Source organism: Negadavirga shengliensis (assembly GCF_042652345.1).
In the GTDB taxonomy this organism is placed as follows: domain Bacteria; phylum Bacteroidota; class Bacteroidia; order Cytophagales; family Cyclobacteriaceae; genus Negadavirga; species Negadavirga shengliensis.
The window spans coordinates 26127-45923 of record NZ_JBHSJJ010000013.1; the positions used below are offsets into that span (position 1 = coordinate 26127).

General features: G+C 47.8%; 11 protein-coding genes. 6 read left to right on the top strand and 5 right to left on the bottom strand.

The window, feature by feature from the left end; genetic code table 11:
* The first annotated feature begins 230 nt into the window (after positions 1-230).
* The 5 genes from ACFPFU_RS19005 (at position 231) to ACFPFU_RS19025 (ending at position 9219) form a co-directional block, all read left to right on the top strand.
* Positions 231-3260, top strand: a complete 3030-nt coding sequence (locus ACFPFU_RS19005; RefSeq protein ID WP_377067028.1) for a SusC/RagA family TonB-linked outer membrane protein — start codon at positions 231-233, stop codon at positions 3258-3260.
* 22 nt (positions 3261-3282) lie between these two features.
* Positions 3283-4959, top strand: coding sequence for a RagB/SusD family nutrient uptake outer membrane protein (locus ACFPFU_RS19010; protein ID WP_377067030.1), 1677 nt, complete (start codon positions 3283-3285; stop codon positions 4957-4959).
* 173 nt (positions 4960-5132) lie between these two features.
* A complete protein-coding gene (locus tag ACFPFU_RS19015) occupies positions 5133-6755 on the top strand; it encodes a glycoside hydrolase family 43 protein (RefSeq protein ID WP_377067032.1) in 1623 nt (540 codons plus the stop codon).
* Between the two features lie 10 nt (positions 6756-6765).
* Positions 6766-8463: a glycoside hydrolase family 28 protein gene (locus tag ACFPFU_RS19020; protein ID WP_377067034.1), complete on the top strand. Its 1698-nt coding sequence runs from the start codon at positions 6766-6768 to the stop codon at positions 8461-8463.
* Between the two features lie 3 nt (positions 8464-8466).
* The gene (locus tag ACFPFU_RS19025; RefSeq protein WP_377067036.1) at positions 8467-9219 is read left to right on the top strand and encodes a rhamnogalacturonan acetylesterase; all 753 of its coding nucleotides are present in this window, start codon (positions 8467-8469) and stop codon (positions 9217-9219) included.
* A 331-nt stretch (positions 9220-9550) separates the two neighbouring features.
* Here the strand turns inward: ACFPFU_RS19025 and ACFPFU_RS19030 are convergent, their stop codons facing one another.
* The 5 genes from ACFPFU_RS19030 to ACFPFU_RS19050 form a co-directional block, all read right to left on the bottom strand.
* Positions 9551-10846 carry an exo-beta-N-acetylmuramidase NamZ family protein gene (locus ACFPFU_RS19030; protein ID WP_377067038.1) on the bottom strand — a complete coding sequence of 432 codons (1296 nt, stop codon included), beginning with the start codon at positions 10844-10846 and terminating at the stop codon, positions 9551-9553.
* Positions 10847-11478: 632 nt separating this feature from the next.
* The gene (locus ACFPFU_RS19035) at positions 11479-12534 is read right to left on the bottom strand and encodes a LacI family DNA-binding transcriptional regulator (RefSeq protein ID WP_377067040.1); all 1056 of its coding nucleotides are present in this window, start codon (positions 12532-12534) and stop codon (positions 11479-11481) included.
* A gap of 258 nt (positions 12535-12792) precedes the next feature.
* The gene (locus ACFPFU_RS19040; RefSeq protein WP_377067042.1) at positions 12793-15528 is read right to left on the bottom strand and encodes an alpha-d-galacturonidase; all 2736 of its coding nucleotides are present in this window, start codon (positions 15526-15528) and stop codon (positions 12793-12795) included.
* A gap of 271 nt (positions 15529-15799) precedes the next feature.
* Positions 15800-16726, bottom strand: coding sequence for a sugar phosphate isomerase/epimerase family protein (locus ACFPFU_RS19045; RefSeq protein ID WP_377067044.1), 927 nt, complete (start codon positions 16724-16726; stop codon positions 15800-15802).
* Positions 16727-16739: 13 nt separating this feature from the next.
* Entirely contained in the window at positions 16740-17822 is a 1083-nt protein-coding gene (locus tag ACFPFU_RS19050) for a sialidase family protein (RefSeq protein ID WP_377067046.1), read from the bottom strand.
* 715 nt (positions 17823-18537) lie between these two features.
* Between ACFPFU_RS19050 and ACFPFU_RS19055 the strand changes: the two genes are divergently transcribed.
* Positions 18538-19590, top strand: coding sequence for a GntR family transcriptional regulator (locus ACFPFU_RS19055; protein WP_377067048.1), 1053 nt, complete (start codon positions 18538-18540; stop codon positions 19588-19590).
* Positions 19591-19797 lie beyond the last annotated feature (207 nt).

The window sequence follows — 19797 nt, forward strand, 5'->3', positions numbered from 1 at the left end:
TTCCTCCGCCCGCCCGTTTCAATTTTTTGCACGGATATTTTGTTTTATTGTTTTTTTGCGTTAAATATGCAAACGTTTGCACAAACGTCTGTTTAACGTTTAAAGTCAGGCTGTTGATTATCTGATCTTCCATATTTATATGGAAGGAAATGAAGTCGGCCAGGAACATCAGTAACCTATCATCGGTAGATAAATTAACTACAATTATTATCAAATAAACCCTTAAAATTATGGCAAAAACAGTACGAAAAAGTTGGGATGCGGCTGTGTTTAACAGCCCGCCCTGGAAACGGCAGGTGTGCTTTATAATGAGCGCATTCATGTGGCTGTGTGTACAATCGTTTGCATTAGCACAAGGTCTCCAAATTTCCGGAAAAGTAGTTTCTTCGGCAGACGGAGAACCCATACCCGGTGCAACGGTGGTCCTTAAAGGCACGTCAATCGGTACCACCACCGAAGTGGACGGCAACTATATTTTGGAATTACCCGACAGAAACGGTACCCTGGCTTTTTCCTTTATAGGATACACCACCCAGGAAATACCTATAGAAGGACAGTCCGTCATCAATGTGGAACTTGTGGATGACATGCAGGATCTCGGAGAAGTGGTTGTCATAGGATACGGAACCGTTAAAAAGTCCGACCTCACCGGGTCAGTGGTTTCCGTTAGAGATAAAGACTTGACCGCCATTCCTGTTACCAACGCCCTGGAAGTGATGCAGGGTAAAGTACCCGGACTGGACCTCACCAAATCCAGCGGGCAGGCAGGAGCCGGACTGAATTTCAATATCCGGGGTAACCGTTCCCTGAATGCAGGAAACCAGCCGCTCATTTTGGTGGATGGGATCATCTATGGCTCCACCATGGACGTAAATCCCAATGACATCGCCTCGATTGAGGTGCTGAAAGATGCCGCTTCCACCGCCATCTACGGAACTTTGGGCGCCAACGGGGTAATATTGATCACCACAAAAAGGGGAGCCGAAGGCAAAAGTCAAATTTCAATAAACAGTTACTACGGTGTCCAGACTATGGGCGGCTATGCGGATATCATGACCGGCCCACAATGGGTGGATTTGAGAAGAGAGGCCAGAAGAACCGTCGGGGAATGGAACGGGCCTGAGGATGACGCCAACATTTTTAACCCTACCCAGCTTGACAATTTCAGAAACGGAATTTATACGGACTGGGCCAGAGAACTGCTTGGAACGGGAAGCCAACAAAACCACCAAGTGGGGATTTCAGGGGGAGACAATAAGCTTTCCTACTATTTCTCTATGGAATATTTTAACGAGAAAGGGCTACTGGTAAATGACGAACTGGACCGGTACAGCGGGCGAATGACAGTGGATTATAAAGTCGCTGACAACCTGAAGCTTTCCACCAACCTGATGTATACGATCAGGGATCATGATAGAAGAAGAGACCCTCTGAACCAGGCCAATAAAATGAGTCCTCTGGGACCCGCCTACGATGGAGCAGGCAATGTGCTGACATTCCCCGTGGGTGACGCTTCTACCCTTAATCCCTTGATGGATGAAGTGCCCGGAAATTACGAGGACAATGAATTGAACCGCAGGTTTTTCGGCAACATCAGCCTGGATTGGTTGTTGTCAGACAAAATTTCTTTTACCTCAAGACTCGGCATTGACAATACTACCTCAAGAAGAGGGCTGTTTTCAGCCACCAACACCATAGAGGTAGGACCCAACGGCTTGTCGCTGGCCCGCCTGACCAACCATTCCGCATCCAGAACTACCTGGGAAAATTTCGCGAATTACACCAATACTTTTGGAGAGCATAACCTGCAAGTATTGTTGGGTACCAGCATTTGGGCCACCACCACTGAAACCAATTTTGCCGAAGGAAGGGACTTGCTTTCCTCTACGATGTTGTACCACAACATGGGCGCCACGCAAGACGCCATCAGGGTGGGCAGCGAATACAGGAGAACTTCTCTGGCATCATTCTTCGGAAGGGTTAACTATAAATTCAGGGACCGCTACCTCTTCACAGGTGTTTTGAGAACGGATGGTTCCTCAGTGCTCGCTCCGGGCAACAAATGGGGCTTTTTTCCGTCAGCAGCATTGTCTTGGATAGCCAAAGAGGAGGGCTTCCTTAAAAATGTGGATGCATTATCTGAAATGAAATTCAGACTCAGCTATGGTATTTCCGGAAACAGCGCCGTATCAGCTTATCAAACCTTGGGAGGTCTTTCAAAAAGCACCTATGCATTTGACAGGGGCGCATCAGAAGTGGCGGCATTCGGATTTTATCCTTCCCTGATCGCTGCTTCCAACCTGGGCTGGGAAACCACTGCTTCGACAAACTTCGGCATTGATTTTGGCTTTTTGAACAACCGGGTAACAGGCTCTGTAGACCTTTATCAGCAAGACACCAGGGATTTGCTGATGCAGAGAGCCCTTCCGACAAGTTCCGGCTTTACTTCCTCATGGGATAACGTAGGCAGAACCAGAAACAGGGGTGTCGAGGTTCTGTTGAGTACCATCAATATGGACAGACCCCAGGGCCTGAGTTGGTTTACAGACTTCACTTTTGGGGCTAACAGGGAAGAAATCAGGGAACTGGTAGAAGGTGACAGAGACCTTGCCAATAGCTGGTTTGTGGGATATCCGATTACTTCCTATTATGACTATGAGAAACTCGGTATATGGCAACTGGGCGAAGAGAGCCTTGCGGCAGAAAACCAACAGCTTCCCGGAGAGATCAGGGTCAAGGACCAGGATGGAAACGGCGTAATCACTCCTGAGGACAGAACGATCATAGGAAGCAATGTCCCCAGCTTTAACTTGGGAATCAATAACAGGCTGAATTACAGGAATTTTGAACTGAATTTCTTTTTGTTTGCGCGGGTAGGTCAAACCATCATCAGTGAAGCGCATGGTTCCTATAAAATTGATGGCTTGGAAAACGGTCCGGTGGTGGACTACTGGACCCCGGAGAATCCCACAAACGCCTATCCAAGGCCCAATGCCGGAACAAGCCGGGCAAGTACAAGGTACTACAGCACACTTAGGTATGTAGATGGTTCCTTCCTGAAAATCAGAGATGTTACACTGGCTTATAATCTGCCGCGGCAGATCGCTTCAAGATTGTCGGTGTCCAGATTGCGGGTTTACACCACTGCCAAGAATTACTTCGTGTGGAGCCACATGGGCCCCTATGACCCGGAAAGGGGAGGAAACCTCAGTTTCCCCATGACCCGGCAAATGGTATTTGGTCTAAACATCGATTTGTAATTCTCTAAAGTGCTAACTCATTATGAAAACAATAAATAAGATATTCCTTTGTTCACTCATGGGCCTTTTGGTGGCCTGTGCCGATTTTCTGGATGAAGAAAACAAGAGTGGACTGACCGCTGACGGCTATTATGTAACCCCTGAGGGTATTGAAGCTTTGGTCAATTCCTGCTATACGCCAATGAGGTTCTGGTATGGTAAGGAAAACGGCATCGCGTTGACCGAAACAGGTACGGACATTTTCACTAGAGGGAATGGTATGGAAAACCCGCCGGTGGCCATGTACAACAGTGATCTTTCCGGGGCCAATAACCCTATTAACTTTTACTGGACCCGGTTCTATTCCGCCCTGAATACCACCAATGCGGCAATTCAAAGATTGCAGGATTCCCCTTTGCCGGATAACCTTAAAACCATGCGGGAGGCTGAGGTAAGATTTCTCAGAGCTTTTTACCTCTGGCATATTGTAGAAACCTGGGGAGGTGTGCATTTTTCACTTGAGGAAGTGACTTCTGTGCAGACAACGGCTAACCGTACATCTGTTGACCGCTTTTATGAACAGATTTTTGAGGATTTGCAATTTGCCGTAGACAATCTACCCGAAAGTTCGGATGAATACGGAAGAGTCATCAAACCTTCTGCTGAAGCTTTTATGGCAAGAATGCACCTGACAAGAGGCAATAATGCCGAGGCTTCGGCACTTGCCAAAAGGGTGATCAACAACTATTCCTATTCCCTGGTAGACAACTACGCAGATTTGTGGGATATCAATAACATCAGGAATCCGGAAATCGTATGGCATGTCAATTTCACCGCCGACCTGATCCTTAACCGGGAACTGGAAAGTCCGGATGGTGATATACTGTTGAGAGACGGCGGTAATAACAATCATTTGTTCTTCCTAATGACCTATGATCAATTGCCAGGGATGCTGAGAGACATTGAAAACGGCCGGCCTTTCGCACGGTTTATGCCTACCGCTTTCCTCCTGGATCTCTTTGACGAAAATGTGGACAGCAGGTTCCATGCCACCTTCCAGACCGTATGGTACGCCAATAACCCCGGCACATTCAATTTGCCTCTTTCTGATGGAAGCACCAAATCCGTTAGCTTCCAGGAAGGCGATACCGCAATTTTTGCGACAAAATACCCCTTGACCAATAATGATAAAGATGCGAGACCTTACACAACCATTGACAGAAGCCGTACCTATGGTTCTGACGATGAACCCCGTGTAAGGGATCGCTACATGTCTCTGAAAAAATTCCTGGATCCATCAAGGGCTACCATTTCACAGCAACAGGGTCAGCGCGATGCCTTTGTCATCCGTTTGGCAGAAATGTACCTCATTGTGGCTGAAGCTGAAATGAATCTGGATAACCTCACTGAAGCTGCTGACCATTTCAATGAAGTGAGAAGGAGAGCCGCATATCCCGGACATGAAACCGAAATGGAAGTATCGCCCGGCGCACTCACCATTGATCTTATCCTGGACGAAAGAGCAAGGGAGTTTGCCGGCGAGCAGTTGCGTTGGTTTGATTTGAAAAGGACAGGAAAGCTGGTGGAAAGGGTTCAGGCACATAATCCTGATGCCGCCCCTAACATCCGCCCATTCCATATGGTAAGGCCCATTCCCCAAGCCCAACTTGACGCCATATCAAACAAAGACGAGTTTGTCCAAAACGAAGGCTATATGTAGACTGTCATTCAAAAGCGGATGCACATTGTATCCGCTTTTGATTTCCGGTATACTTCTAAACCGATACGCCACCTCTGCATTGGGGAGATCAGTGCACTAAAAACCACGCTTATAGAAAAGTTCAGCCCTTTTAATCAATTAACTGCCCTTCCTTAGTTACAGAATATTTTAAAATGAAATTATTCAACCTCCTTGTTTTAAGTTTAGCAGTAACCTTTACCACATTGGCCCAGCAAAAACCTGTATCAGAGGTATGGGTAGCTGACCTGGGAGACGGCACCTACCGCAATCCCATTCTCCATGCCGACTATTCAGATCCCGATATATGCAGGGCCGGCAGTGATTTTTATATGACCGCCTCTTCTTTTAATGCGGTCCCTGGCCTTCCCATATTGCATTCCAAAGATCTTGTCAACTGGGAACTGATCGGTTATGCCTTGGAAAGGCAGCCTCCCTTTGACCATTTTGACACCCCCAGACATGGAGACGGTGTTTGGGCGCCAGCCATCCGTTACCACAAAGGAGAATTTTACATTTATTGGGGTGACCCTGATTTTGGTATTTATATGGTTAAAGCCAAAGATCCTGCAGGACCTTGGGACGAGCCGGTACTGGTAGAAGCAGGGAAGGGCTTAATCGACCCCTGTCCCCTCTGGGATGAGGACGGCAAAGCCTATCTGGTCCATGCCTATGCCGGCAGCAGAGCAGGCATCAAAAGTGTCCTGGTGGTCAAGCCCATGAATCCTGAAGGAACCAAAATCACCGGCACCGGCAAACTGGTATTTGACGGACATGATGCCCATCCTACTGTGGAAGGCAGCAAATTCTATAAAAGAAACGGCTACTACTACATCTTTGCCCCGGCGGGCGGGGTCACAAACGGATGGCAACTTGCCATTCGGTCACGAAACCCTTATGGCCCCTACGAAGAAAAAACAGTAATGTCCCAGGGAAATACACCCATCAACGGCCCTCACCAGGGAGGATGGGTGGAACTGGACAACAGAGAAAACTGGTTTGTCCATTTTCAGGACAGAGAGGCTTACGGCCGCATCGTACATTTACAACCCCTGACATGGAAAAACGACTGGCCTGTAATCGGAGAAGATGTCAACACCGACGGTAACGGACAGCCTGTTATGACGTACAGCAAGCCTGATATAGGCGAAAATCACTCCCTTGTGACACCTCCGGATTCCGATGAATTTGATGGCATCGATATCGGCCTGCAATGGCAGTGGCATGCCAATCCCAAGACCACATGGGCTTTTGCCAATCCTGCCAAAAAGCAGCTTAGGTTATTTACCAGCCAGGTCCCCGAGGGAAGTAAAAACCTTTGGGATGTGCCCAACCTACTTTTGCAAAAGTTCCCTGCTGATCAATTCACGGTGACCACCCAATTGACCTTTAAACCCAATGAGAAGCTGGAGAACGAGAGAGCCGGGTTATTGGTCATGGGCATGCGTTACGCCCACCTTTCACTGGTAAGCAAAAGGGATGGTATTTACCTGGTGTATGTGGAAAATCCCGATGCTGAGCACGGAAAATCCGATACGGAAGAAGTGCTGACCCAAGTGAGCGGCGGGAAAATTCAGTTGCGGGTAAAAGTGCTGGAAGGCGGCATATGCCGGTTCAGTTACAGTGAGAATGGAAAAAACTTCACAGAGGTCAACAAAGCCTTTACCTCAGTACCCGGAAAATGGATAGGGGCCAAAGTAGGCCTGTTTGCGATCCGGGAAACAACAACCAATGACTCCGGCTTTGCAGATGTAGATTGGTTCAGGTTCAGTAAATAAAGATATAACGATGAAAAAGCTAAATAAACTCTTGATTGTAGCAATTGCGGCCCTGCTGTCTGTAAACAAATGGGAGCCCGCTATGGCTCAACAGATAGGAAACATGGCAGATGTATACAAGGACTTGGAATTCCCCATGCCTAAAGTAAAGGAAACAAGTTTTCCTGAATATTCGGTGAATATCCGTGATTTTGGAGCCGTACCTGACGGGCTTACCAAAAATACGGAGGCCATTGCCGAAGCCATTGACCACGTGGTGGGGCATGGCGGCGGGAAGGTGATCATTCCAAGAGGGATGTGGCTCACAGGTCCCGTCACCTTGAAAAGCAACCTGAACCTCCATTTGGAAGAAGGGGCGTTGCTGCTCTTCAGCAGGGATTTTGATGATTATCCGCTTGTGGAAACCAGTTTTGAGGGGCTCAATACCGTCAGGTGCATTTCCCCCATCAATGCGCGGGAGGTAGAAAACATCGCCATTACCGGAAAAGGGATTATCGATGGCAATGGGGATGCGTGGCGACCGGTGAAAAAAGGGAAGATGACCGATGCGCAGTGGAAAAAACTGCTGGCCTCAGGAGGCGTGTTGTCAGACGATCGACAAATGTGGTTTCCTACTGAAAGTTCAAAAAAAGGCTATGTGAACAGCAGCAATTTTAATGTTCCGGATATGATTAACAAGGAAGAACTTGAATCTGTCAAGGATTTTCTCAGGCCAGTTATGGTTAGTATAGTAAACAGCAAAAGGGTACTGTTGGATGGCCCTACTTTCCAAAACTCCCCGGCATGGAACATCCATCCCCTGATGAGTGAGGAGGTGATCATCCGGAACCTGAATGTGAGGAACCCCTGGTATTCCCAAAACGGTGATGGCCTTGACCTGGAATCCTGCAAAAACGTGCTGATTTATAACAATACCTTCGATGTGGGCGATGATGCGATTTGCTTTAAGTCCGGCAAAGACAAAGACGGCAGGGAAAGGGGCATTCCTACCGAAAACGTGGTCGTCAAAAACAACGTGGTGTATCACGGCCATGGGGGTTTTGTTGTCGGTAGCGAGATGTCCGGTGGCGTAAAGAACGTCCATGTATCTTCCTGCACCTTTATAGGGACAGACATAGGCCTCCGGTTTAAAAGCACCCGCGGCAGGGGCGGCGTGGTGGAAAACATATGGATATCTGACATAGACATGGTCAATATTCCGGCAGAGGCCATTGGATTTAACCTGTTCTACAGCGGTAACAGCCCCGTCTTGGAGGAGGACCAAAGCGCTGACGATGAGGCCAGAAAAGAAGACCTGGTTCCGGTAACCGAGGAGACACCCTCCTTCCGTAATATTTACATGAAAGACATTCGTGTTACCAATTCCGAGATATCGGTTTCCTTTATGGGATTGCCGGAAATGAAATTGCAAAATATCCGGTTGGAAAACGCGCTGCTGGAAGCCAAAAAAGGCATTACCGCCATTGATGCGGATGGATTGGAGTTGGTCAACGTGAAAATGCTGGGGATGGAAGATCATGCCCTTACTATTTATAACAGCGAAAACATATCCGTGAGCGGATTCAGCTTCGAAGAGAACGGAAAGACACCGGTGCGGATCTTGGGAAGAGACTCCAGGAATATCAGCCTGGAGCAAAAAGACTTCGGTTCCGCCGATCAAATTGCCATAGGTTCAGGAGTAGCTTCCGAGGCTTTAAAATTGGAATAAGTCATGAATAAAAATTGGTTGACCGGGCTGTTTGTTCTGCTTCTGGGCATAAGCAGCTTTTCTTTACAGGATGATGAAATAACCTTTTTCCTGGTAGGTGACTCTACGCTGGCAAACAAGCCATATGGTGAAAGCAATCCTGAAAAGGGCTGGGGACAGGTATTCCCCCTTTATTTCGAGGAGGGTATACGTTTTGAAAACCATGCTGTGAACGGCCGCAGCGCGAAGAGCTTCCGGGCTGAAGGGAGATGGGATGAGGTGATGGACCGGCTTAAGCCGGGAGATTATGTATTGGTCCAGTTTGGGCACAATGATCAGAAAGAGAACTCCCCGGATCGTTATGCCGAAGCGGATACGGAATACAGACAGCGGCTGACCCAGTTTGTGGAGGAGATCCGGGCCAAGGGAGGCAAAGCGGTTTTGGCCACCTCTATTTGCCGGAGGAAATTTGATGAAAATGGTGAGCTGGAATATACCCATGGACGCTACCCGGAAGTAGTAAGGGAAGTGGCGAAGGAATTTGATGTACGTCTGTTTGACCTGGAAGTCCAAACCGCCAAAGTATTGAAGCAATTCGGCCCCGAAAAGTCCAAAGAGCTCTTTTTGCATTATCGGCCGGGAGATTATGCCCAATTTCCAAAAGGCGCCTCAGACGATACCCACCTTTCTCCCACCGGGGCCTTCAAGGTAAGCGACCTGGCTGTGGAAGAATTGAAGCGAGAGCTGCCGGAACTTGCTGTCTTCCTGAAAAATTGATAAAAATGGATTGACGAAGCCATGAGAGCGAACAAGACGTTTCAAAAGCTTTGAGGCTTTTGAAAGGGCATGAATTTTCTCTCGTGAAAAACAAGTTCTGAAGAACGTAAACATCACAACAAAAAAGAGGCTGTCTCATAAATCTTTCCAATCGCTCACTTACCAGATTTTCTTCTATCAATGGAATAAGATGACTAAGTGAAATCCTTCAAGGGTTTTAAACCCTCGAAGGGCTCTTTTCCTCTATACCGAGATCAAAATAATATTTGGTGAACGACTGAAAGTTTTTACTTATGAGACAGCCTCATAAGTAGCACTCACCCAAAAACTCTTAGTACAATAGATACTGTTCCCGGGTCTTTTTGAAATAGGTCAGCCCGTTGCCCCAGTCCTGGATGATTTTCTCTGCCGGCTTTTCTGCAAGGATACTTTTCCTGACAGCGTCGGTTTTCCATAATCCATCCATTCTTGGTTCCCTCCACTCCAGCTTTTGGGGGTAAAGCCGGTGAAGGGCTTCCAACATGTAGACTGCGGCTTTTACCGATTCGAAGGCGTTACGGTCGGTTACCCTGATCTCCGCACTATAGCAGGTGTCTCCCAGGAACTTGGGAGGATAGATTTTAATACCATCTACTACGGATTCCGGGATAAATTGACTTGTAGAGAATTCCACCCCATTCAGTCCGTATGCATTCAGTTGCGAGGCCAGTTTTTCTCCATCCACCCATGGTGCGCCGATATGTTCAAAAGGGGAAAGCGTCCCTCTTCCCTCCGATAAGTTGGTTCCTTCCAGAAGGCAGGTCATAGGATAAATCGTAGCGGTAGTTAAGGTAAGCATGTTAGGGGAGGGTTTGATCCAGGGCAAGCCGGTTTGGTCATACCACTTTTCTCTTTGGTAATCTTTCATCGGGACTACGGTCAGTTGGGCCTTGGGTAAACCGGCCTTTTCCCTTTCCTCGTTGAACATCAGGGCCAATTCCCCCACGGTCATCCCATGGACCACCGGCAACTGATCCACGCCAATGACCGGCTCCAGCGCTTTTTTCCCTACCGGGCCATCCACATAGATTCCTCCGATAGCATTCGGACGGTCTAATACTACAAAGGGAATTCCCTGTTCTGCCGCAGCTTCCAGCACATGGTTCATGGTAGCGATATAGGTATAGAACCGGGCGCCTATATCCTGGATGTCAAAGAGTATCACATCGATATCAGCCAGCATCTCCGCATTGGGCTTGCGTACTTTTCCATACAGGGATATTACAGGAAGTCCGGTGGCCTTGTCTTTTCCATCGGCTACATGGGTGTCTTCTTCTCCCCGGATACCGTGCTCCGGGCCAAATAACAGCTTTAAATCCAGCTTTTCATTGCCGTACAAGATATCCACTAAATGCCGGCCATCCGGTAACAATCCGGTGTGGTTGGTTACCAACGCAAGCTTTTTCCCTTCAATAAGGGAAAAATACTCCGGCTCAAAAAGCCGCTCTGCTCCAACAGTGACAGATATTGGTTCGCCGGAAGGCACTTGGGTTTTAGAGGCCTCTCCGGACTTACTTTGGCAGCCCGCTCCGAGCATACTTGCTCCCCAAATCATAAATATTGCCTGAAATATTGGTTTGATGTACATAGGGTCTTTTTTTAATTAAAATTCCAACAACGCTACTTTTCTGTCTGAACGGTTGGTGTATCATTGGTTAGCGTTTTGCAATACCCGAGTGTAAAGTCAAGGGTCAATATTCGGGTAAACCAACGAAATTTCTGTCCACTAATTTCACTAACCCGCCTGTGGCGAGGCGCAGTTGACACGGATTTTATGAAATGATCCAGATCATTGATTCTTTTTCCAAATAACAATCTCAACCATATTATCCTCATCCTCCGTGCTATTTCCCCGGTATTAGCCGGGGCGGGCTGTGTAAACCTGTCCCAGCCTGCCCCGAACTGATTTCGAGGGACTTGTTTCGGGATCCGTGGACAACCAAAAACTCTCGCAAACTAGTAGTTTTACAAACAAATGACCCGAAATATCATATTTGACTTGATATTAGTGAAAATATACCCTTCTCTTCGCTAGAAAAGAAGGGTATGTCCATTAAATAATTTGATGCTTTATAGATCTGGATAGTCTGTCCTGTCTATCCGGGCTAAAGTACAAATGCTAAAGGGACATTTTTCCGTTGAAAGCCAACCCGGAAAAGGATTTTTGGCAGTCGTAGATGTTCCAATAGGAGCGTTGTAATCTGGGGACGGGAAATGGAATTACATCGGTTTTAATGGCACTTCTGCTTTGCTGATACTCGACCCTCTAATAACCAACTCCGGCTTAAGTACGGTGGTTTTAAGATAGCGTTGCTTGGCATCTTTATTCAGCAAGTCAAAGAATGTCTCCGCGGTGACCTGTCCCATAGGGATGCTCTTCTGGTCCACCGTGGTGATCGGGGGCTGGGTAAAGGAGGTAAAGGGTTCATTCCCAAATCCTACCAATTTAATGTCATTCGGTACCTTCAATCCCTTCTCGTCAAGGATTTGCATGGCACCCATAATGGCATAATCCGAGGCTGAAAATATGGCATCAAAAGCAATGCCTTTTTCTAAAAGCTGTTTGACACTGTCCCGCCCATCTTCCAACTGCATGTTGCTTTCCACGATCAGTTCCGGGAGAACAGGCAGCCCATTTGCCCTCAGCGCATCCGTATATCCCCGCAGCCTCTCACTGTAAATGTTGATCTTCCGTGGGTTGGTAAGGTGGACAATCCGGGTACAGCCTTGGTCAATAAGGTGACTTACGGCTTCAAATGCTCCCTGATGATCATCTATGACGACCTTGCTCACATTCAGCTTGTCCGTCACCCTGTCAAACAGAACCAGCGGAATCCCCTTATCGATAACCATTTGAAAGTGGCTGAAATCAGTGGTGTTCTTTCCCAAAGAGGCTATGATGCCATCCACGCGGGCACTGATGAGCGCCTTGATGGTCTGCACTTCCTTCTTATGGTCTTCATGGGACTGGGAAATGATCACGTTGTAGTTCAGTGCCTCGGCATACTCCTCTATCCCCCTCACCACGGAAGAAAAGAAATTACGGTTGACCGTGGGCACTACGATGCCTATCAATTTACTTTTCCCGCTTCTCAGCGCCGAGGCGATATTGTTGGGCTGGTAGTTCAGCTCATTGGCCACCCGTATGACCTGCCGACGTGTTTCTTCCGAAATCCTCGGATGATTATTCAATGCTCTGGATACCGTAGAGGGGGTGATTTTTAGCTTCTCCGCTATATCCAAAATCGTTGGCTTCTTTTTTTTATTTGAACTCATCAATTAATTAATTAACGCTATCTACCGATTCCCTAATTAATTGGTATTAAAAAAATGCCAAGCCCTAGGAAAGGGTGATAACACCTATTTTGTGAAATCGATTGCACAATATAGGGATTATCCTGAACAATCCATTCATTCCTCTAAATACCATTGGTTTAAAAACCCGGCATCATTTCCCCTTCTTTCCTTTCTACCCGTTTTCTGCTCATAAAGGCTACGGTTTTTGCGCAAATTTCCCCGATGTTGGCTGCGGAATCAGTAGAATACCCAGTCTACCGCCTCCCGTTCCTCCTCTCCGATGAGACCAACATCCCTCGAATCAAGCTCTTCTTCTCCATCAACAAAGCCCAAAATCAGGATTTTACCCGGATCAAGGGACAATTCCTGCTCTCCAGTCCCAAAAAGAAAGGTATGAACATTAACCCTTGGCTGTCCGTTGATCTCCATGGCGTTGGCCAGCAGCACCTCCGCCTGGCCCCTCACATTGCCCGCGGCATCCGTCTCCAAAGTTGGCGGCATCAGATATCGTCTCTCGTCCGTATTGAAGTAGCCGACTACCAGTTTGACAGGCCTGTCGGCCCTGAAGCGGAGCTGGGTGCCTTTATTTTCCTGTTCGGATGCCTTCAACACCAATCCTTTCAAGTTCTTAAGTTCGTCCGCCATTTGAAGAATCCCGGAAGGCGCATCCGTATAGAGAGATTTGCCCGCTTCCAAATCCATTACGGTCCCGGGCTTATCCAGCCATTCTACGGCAACAGGCTCCCAAGGTTCTTTAGGTGCAGTTCCGATGGCTTCGCCACCAGCTTCTTGTATCAATGCCAGGTTCCTCTCAAAATTATCCAGCTCCCGCTCATAATGGGGCAACATCTCCTCCCATGTCTTGTGTTTCCCACCGTCACCGCCTATTGGAATCCGCCGTTGGGCAGTCTGCATGCTGTTGGCATACAGGTAGCGGTCTTTGGTCAAAGCTACCAAATCCCGGTAATGGCTCACACTGGCTTTCAAATGGGGCAATGCTTTTTCCAAATCGGCTACTTCTTTGGAATGGCCATAACGCAGTACCCACATCGCCGCTTTTACCTTTTCTGAAAAGAAATCCGCAAATGCCTTGTAAGCATGGACATCATTGCGGAGGCGCTCAAACTCCTCCTGATTGTCCCGTACTGTTTCCGCTGCATTTTCTATCGCAGCCAGCGCCTTTTCTCCGTGGCGTACCACTTCGTCGACGATCTGCGGCGGTGTCTCACCCAGATGAGGCTCCCCGTTCCACTCTTTTTCCGCATATTCTATAAGTATTTCCCCTTCAGGCCCACAGGATTCATAAAAACCCGGATAAACCCGCCATTTGTAGGGATTGACCAGCTGGCTGCCGAACATGCCCAGCAACAAAGTCTGCCGGTTACCTTCGGTGATGCCAAACCGTCTTAAGAGTTTGGGTGCTATTTCCCCCGTCTCCTCATAGGCTTCCAGGATATACCTTCCCGCTTCTTCATCCCCGTACATATCCGCCAGTTGTTTTGTCCAGTACACCCATTCTTCATCCCTTTCCCTTTCCTCATTCCAGGCATACCTGGCCCAGGCTTTGTACCATATCCAATCCCTGTCCAGCTGCAGCAACCTTTTCTCCACCTTATCCGCGGTGTATGGCCAGTCCCAGTAAGAGGCCTGGGGATACAAATGCAAAGCGTTGGCGCCGTGTATTTCGTGCATGGCCCGGACGCTTTTTTGGATAAAATCCGGAGAGCCATATCTGAAGGGCTCCAGGTTGGCCAGGATATGGACATTGGAAATATGAATGGAACCGGTCGAACTGAGGTCCTGGTGGATCTTGGTCCAAGGTCCTCCCGGCTCGTAGGTGGTCAAAGATTCCCCGTTGTACTTGTGCATGGTATACAGGTTTTTGTAGACCGGAAGCGCATGTTCCATCACCAACGGCGCATTAGTATCATGAGCCCTTAATATGACCGGCGGCTCGTCGGTCCTGCCCAGCGCCTGCAACCCATCCTTTACTCCTGGCAATACGGTTTCGGTAAACCATCGTACATCGTTTTCCTCTCCCTGCATGGCCTCCCCCAGGGCGACCAGAAGACCGACATTGGGATACTTTTCTATAAATGCCGCGATGGACTTTTGGGTATAATCGGCGATCAGGGGAACAATCGGCCGGCTCCGGTCTTGCGTCACGATGTCATGGTGCTCAGCAAACGGCTTGGAGACAATGATGTTATAAAACATCTGGATGACCCATATCCCCCTTTTGTCTGCCTCCTCCGTCAAAAAGGTAAAGATGTCTTCGTTTTTCCGGAAGGTCTCCTCGTCCACTTCCAATGCATAAGGATAGTCGTCCAGTTTCACCAGTGAGGCGAAAGGATGACCGTTCCACAGGTACAGTGAATTCATCCTGTTTTCCACCAACATGTCCAGATAGTCGATCCAAAGTTCCTTATCATAAAACCAGGGGAAATTTTCCGGTGTATAAGGGTATTCATAAACCCTTCTTCCCGGCAGGTACTCCGTTTTCTGCAGGCCTATGGCCGCACCCCGAAGCACCATTTTGGGCTGGTCGGTCATTTCCAGCGAAAAATCAAGCCTGCCTCCGGCTTTCAGCCGATCCACCAGCTCCATGGCTCCGTACAATGTCCCGGATTCACCTACCCCCGAAACCAGCACGGCTTCTCCATTGGAAGAAATACCGAATCCCTCTTCGCTTAATCCTTCCGTATATGGAAGTGTCAGCCCCAGCTGTTCTGCCACAGCCCCATGTTTCTCATTGGCAAGGGTGCCCAGCACAATGATGCGGCCCGCCTTGTGATCATCAATGCTGCTGATCCGTTGCACCGGATGGCCCGCTTGTTTCAGTTCCGACAGCAATTTGTCAGCACCAAAAAGGACACGGACATTATCTCCCAAAACGAGCATACTGATGCGTTCCCGGGAATCGCAGGAAACAAGCATCATCCCCATAATCGCTGCCAATACATATGTACGCATGAAAACCATATTGTTTAATTTTTGCAGATATATTTTTGTTTATGGAAACGTGGTAGTTTTTTGTCCACTAATTGCACTGATTTCCACGGATTTTTGAGGACTGCTTTCGGACCAGTAAATAATACCCAACATGGCTCGTTGCCCTAAAGCCCCCAAATGACTACAGTCGTAGTCCCTATCCTTCGTGCCAATCCCCCGGTATCAGCCGGGGCAGGCTGTGAAATTCGTGGGCCTTCTTTTTGTCCAAGCCTGCAGCGGAATCCATAAATTGCTAGCGCTCACTTTGGAATACCGACTTCAGGTAAGCCACGTTAGCCCCATAATTCTTTCTGACATTGTGTACATCCTCCACATCCCGGGACCGCTCCACAATCAACCATCCGGACCAGTCCATGGCATCCAGTGTTTCCTTGATCCGAGGCATGTCTATTTTGGGGTTGTTTTCCAGCCAGACCCCGTCCGTATCCGAGGCATGGATCTGGGCCAAATGTTCCCTTCCCAAAGTCGACAACTCTGTGGCTATATCCCTGTCATTTTTGACCGCATTGGCAAAGTTGAATGAGATTTTAATATGGGGAGAGCCTATCTCTTCCAAAAACGCAAGCTCTTCTGAAGCACTCAAAGATGTTTCCACCGCAATACAGCACCCGCCTTTTTCTGCCTTCTTACCGGCCTCTTTTAAACGTTCCACTACAGCCGGCCGGATTGCAGGTCTTTTTACCAAATCGGCGTGTACTCCCAAGGGCAAATAAGCCACCTTTACCTTCATCTGTCGCATGGTTTCCATGCAGTCATCAATCATCCTTCCCACGGTGGGCCGCTCGGCAAGCGATTGCGCATAAAAGCCGGACATGGCGATGGAGGATATTTCCATTTGGTTTTTGCCGGCCTCTTCCATAAATTGCCTAGCCACTGCCGGGTCTGCCAATTTATTATCGAACGTCTCCCTTTGACCCAGGCCCCCCATATCCAGTTGCACACCGTCTGCACCTATCTCCGAAGCCAGGGAAAAAGCACCTAATTTCTGCCGCTTCAGGATCATCCAATCACATACGGCAATTTTATAGGGACCGGCTGCGGTATGGCTTCGGTCATTTGCAATGGATGCAGACCATAGCGGGCGGGGAGCGGTGAAAAGGGCAGCACCCCCTATCGCCAACCTCCTGCAGAATTCCCTTCTGTTGGTTCTTATGCTCATTGTCTAACCAAGTTTATTCAGGCCACTCCAGCCCAAGAATGGGCGTGGCGGTAATTTGTTCAGGATCCACTTTGACATATTTGATTCTTTCCCTGCGCCAGGTGTACACGATATGCACCATGCCGTCACTCCCCTGAATGATGGAGGGATAAGAATATTGGCTGATCTCCGAATCCTCCAAAATCAACGAAGCCTCCCAGTCAACACCATCATGCGATAAGGATACGTGAAGGGGAGTCCGGGGACCCTTATGTTCACCTTCGGGCGGCAATACGTGGTTATACACCAAAAGGTGCCTCCCGTCCTGCAGCGTGACGGCATCGGTCCCGGAGTTGTTGTTGGGCAGGGTGGTTTTCTCCATGGCAGACCAGGTCTTACCCATATCAGAGGACCAGGCGGTGGCTACTCTTCTGCTACGGCTCCTGCAAAGCAGCTGTAATTTGCCATCTTCATGGACGAGAAGACTGGGCTGGATGGCATTGATGTCATCATTCCCTTGGTCCAGGGGACCGATTTTCTCCCAGGTTTTTCCAAAATCCGGTGTCACCTCCAAATGTATTTTCCATCCGTCGCCTTCGGTGCTGCTGGGGCACACCAATAGGCCATTTTCCAAAAGCACGGGTTTGTTTTTCACCGGTCCTATAAATCCATCCGGCAACTTCCGGGGGGCGGTCCATGTTTCCCCGCCGTCATCGGATGTCATCAGCATACCCCACCATTCTGAAGGCTTGGGGCCCACTTTATAAAACAGCATGAGGTCTCCGCCCGAAACCTGATAAAGCACGGGGTTCCAGGTAGGATACCTTAAAGTGTCGTTGATCACGCCGTTTGCCGCTTCCACAGGGGCGGTCCATTGCCCATTATCGTTTCTGCTCACCCAGATGCCCACGTCAGGATGGCGCTCATGGGTCCCACCAAACCAGGCGGCTACCAAACCGGTGGGGGTTTCTGTTATGGTCGCAGCATGACAAGAAGGGAATGGAGCTTCCTCATAGATGAATTCGTCCACCAAAATCCCCTTTTTGTAATCTTTAAATGAAGGAGAGGTTCCAAAAGCCAACATCACCAAAGTCACAAAATAGATTATCGCATGCATATCGTTTGGATTATAAAATTCGAGAACAAGGTAATGACTTCCCCAACATCACCCTTCCTGCCCTGTACTGTATTATATCCCCCACGATCTCTGCTGATGCCGAAACAACGGCGAACTTGGCCATTCCTCCGTGTCAATCCGCGGAATCCCTGACCGCCCCGTCAGGCAAGCGTGGTCCACTGAGTTATTGTCCACTAATTGCACGGATTTTTTTGGGACTGAGCCCGGACCGGAAAATGATACCCGGCATGAGTCTCACTATTTGCTTGCCCTGAAGCTTTCCCAGATGAGTGCAGCTTTAATTCATATCCTTAGTGTCAATCCCCCGGTATCAGCCGGGGCAGGCTGTGAAATCCCTGACTGTCGTCAGGCAAGCGTGGCCCCCATTTTTTTTCCGAAAAACACTGTTTTTATAAAATCGTTCACGGGACTATTTTATAAAACGGTGTTTTTTGGAAGCTGTTGGCAGGTTTTTTTATAAAAAGTGGATTTCAATACAAAAATCGGTATTGATTGGGCATTTTATGAATTATCCAGTTTAAAATCATGACATTCGTCATATTATAAAACAAAATTTCATTGATCTCCTGGACAATCCCTAAGATTAAGTGAATTTCCGACACTTATAGAAAAGCCTGTTTCTTTCTTAGGTGGAGAAATTTCTAAATTAGAACAAACGATTGCACGGAACATTAACCCATAAACCCTGATAATTATGATAACGGATGTTTGCAGCCGCTTGAAGATCGACAGTGAGTCCAGAATCCCCAAGTATCAACAAATTGTCAATTCTATTGTACATGACATTGAAAAGGAATATCTGGCAGTAGGGGACAAAATACCTTCCATCAGTGAAATCAGTGAGGAATATCTGCTTTCACGCGACACCGTGGAGAAAGCATTGAACATCCTGAAGAAAAGAAAGATCATTCTTTCCGTGAAGGGCAAAGGATATTATGTGGCCAAAAACCTGAAGCATTCAAAACCCAAAGTCCTCTTCCTGCTTAACAAGCTCAGCGATTATAAACTAAAAATCTACAATTATTTTGTGGAAAGCATGGGGATGGATTCGCATGTGGAATTGCAGTTGTACTATTGTGACCCGGAGATTTTTGCCAATATTCTTCAGGAAAACATGGACGCTTACGATTATTTTGTTGTCATGCCGCACTTTAAGGAATTGCCTCCTGAAGAACATTACAAGAGGGACAAAGCATTCTATTATATCAAGCAAATTCCCGAGGACCAGCTGATCGTGATGGACAATTATTTGCCGGAACTTGGGGAGGATATAGCAGGAATTTATCAGGATTTCAAAATGGACATCTATGATGCCCTGCATGAGGGGCTGTCGAGGCTTTATAAATATGATAAACTGATCCTGGTATATCCTAATCACCCTATCTATCCTTATCCTCGGGAAATCAAGGAGGGTTTCAAAAAGTTCTGCAAAGAGTATAATTTCAGCCATGAAGTCCTTGACAAAATTTATCCGGATATGGAGCTGAGGTCCAATGATGCCTATATTCTTATAGAGGAAGAGGATCTGGTCAATCTCATGAAACAGGTGAAGGACAACGGTTACAGCCTCGGCAAAGACCTTGGGGTGATTTCCTATAACGATACCGCACTGAAAACGCTGCTGGACATCACCGTGGTTTCCACAGACTTCAGGGCCATGGGTGAAACGGCCTCGTTTATGATCAAAAAGAACAAAAGGGATTTGGTCAAAAATGTATTTCATTTTATAGATCGGGGGTCTATTTGATAAGATGTGAGATTTGAGATGCGTAAGACCTATTATTCTACAGTAGCGGCGCTAGCTCTGCTTTAAGGAATCGTACTTTAGCCGTAAATCTAGTAGTTTGTATTCCCGAAAGTATTCAATGATGTGTTTAAGCCATCATTTATTTCCTTTTCCAGTCGCAACACCTCCAATTCCAGGTTTTCTCCGCTCCGGAGAAACCTCAGGATC

Excerpts from the sequence above, each read along its gene's own strand:
- ACFPFU_RS19015 (WP_377067032.1), top strand. The coding sequence starts at position 5,133 with ATGAAATTATTCAACCTCCTTGTTTTAAGTTTAGCAGTAACCTTTACC.
- ACFPFU_RS19025 (WP_377067036.1), top strand. The coding sequence starts at position 8,467 with ATGAATAAAAATTGGTTGACCGGGCTGTTTGTTCTGCTTCTGGGCATA.
- ACFPFU_RS19045 (WP_377067044.1), bottom strand. The coding sequence starts at position 16,726 with ATGAGCATAAGAACCAACAGAAGGGAATTCTGCAGGAGGTTGGCGATA.
- ACFPFU_RS19040 (WP_377067042.1), bottom strand. The coding sequence starts at position 15,528 with ATGCGTACATATGTATTGGCAGCGATTATGGGGATGATGCTTGTTTCC.
- ACFPFU_RS19035 (WP_377067040.1), bottom strand. The coding sequence starts at position 12,534 with ATGAGTTCAAATAAAAAAAAGAAGCCAACGATTTTGGATATAGCGGAG.
- ACFPFU_RS19050 (WP_377067046.1), bottom strand. The coding sequence starts at position 17,822 with ATGCATGCGATAATCTATTTTGTGACTTTGGTGATGTTGGCTTTTGGA.
- ACFPFU_RS19055 (WP_377067048.1), top strand. The coding sequence starts at position 18,538 with ATGATAACGGATGTTTGCAGCCGCTTGAAGATCGACAGTGAGTCCAGA.
- ACFPFU_RS19030 (WP_377067038.1), bottom strand. The coding sequence starts at position 10,846 with ATGTACATCAAACCAATATTTCAGGCAATATTTATGATTTGGGGAGCA.
- ACFPFU_RS19020 (WP_377067034.1), top strand. The coding sequence starts at position 6,766 with ATGAAAAAGCTAAATAAACTCTTGATTGTAGCAATTGCGGCCCTGCTG.
- ACFPFU_RS19005 (WP_377067028.1), top strand. The coding sequence starts at position 231 with ATGGCAAAAACAGTACGAAAAAGTTGGGATGCGGCTGTGTTTAACAGC.
- ACFPFU_RS19010 (WP_377067030.1), top strand. The coding sequence starts at position 3,283 with ATGAAAACAATAAATAAGATATTCCTTTGTTCACTCATGGGCCTTTTG.